Origin of the sequence: Aphanothece microscopica RSMan92 (genome assembly GCF_046613545.2) — a bacterium.
Lineage (GTDB): Bacteria > Cyanobacteriota > Cyanobacteriia > PCC-6307 > Cyanobiaceae > NIES-981.
This window is the reverse complement of record NZ_JBKKKY020000217.1, coordinates 1-986: the sequence shown is the minus strand read 5'-3', so window position 1 is coordinate 986 and position 986 is coordinate 1. Positions and strand designations below refer to the sequence as shown.

1 protein-coding gene is annotated in these 986 nt (G+C 61.1%); it reads left to right on the top strand.

The window, feature by feature from the left end; all coding sequences use genetic code 11:
- Window positions 1–47 precede the first annotated feature (47 nt).
- A partial coding sequence (locus ACLD7X_RS17075) for a cell wall-binding repeat-containing protein (protein WP_425625428.1) occupies window positions 48–986 on the top strand: 939 nt, incomplete at its 3' end.

The window sequence follows — 986 nt, the reverse complement described above, 5'->3', positions numbered from 1 at the left end:
CCGCAGACGGCACCCGCGCCTATGTGTCTTTGCTGCTGACTGATCAAGTGCGCATCTTCGACGCCGCGACGCGCACCAGTCTGGCGGTCTACGACATCGGCGACGCGCCAGAAGGTCTCGCGGTCGATGCGGAGCGCAACCGCCTGGTGATCGCGTCGGGAGGGAGTTCCGCAACCGGCGAGCGAGTGAACTTCGTCAGTCTCGTCGATGGAACGACCACGTCTCTGGCACTCGCGGGTGATGCCAGCCAGGTGCATGTCGACGCAGCCCGAGATCGTGCCTACGTGTCGATGTTCGGTCTGGGCTTCGTCGCCGTCATCGACCTCACCAATGATTCCATCATCAAATACCTCAACACGACGGGCCAACCGAGCGGGATGTCTGCAGCGTTCGACAACCGAGCGCTCTTCTTGGCGGCGGGAGGGCGCATCGTCTCCATCGACCTCGAGACCGAGTCCGAACTCACGTCGTATTCGACGCCCAGCTTCACGAACGATGTGGTGATGTCGAACGACGGCCGCACGGTGTACTCGACGTCATTCAGTGGCGACTCGGTGTCAGTGGCCAAGCTCGAGATCGACCGATTCTCAGGTGTCGATCGCTATGAAACAGCGATCACCATGTCTCTGGAGCAGTATCCTGACCCGCATCCGGTCGTGTACCTCGCCAGCGGCACCTCCTTCGCTGACGCCCTCTCGCTGGCACCGGCAGTCGGAGTGCTCAACGGACCCTTGCTGCTCAACCCGCAGGACACCTTGCGAGCGGATGTTCTCGTCGAACTTCAACGACTAGATCCGACGACAGTCATCATCGCCGGTGGTACCGGGGTGATCTCTGCGACCGTCGAGTCGCAGATCGTCGCCACGGGCGCCGGAGTGTTAAGGCTCTCCGGGGCAAACCGCTACGAGACGTCATTGAGTGTTCTTCAAGAGTTCTTCGAACCGGGCGAAGAGATCACTAACATGTACCTTGTCACGGGTCGCAAC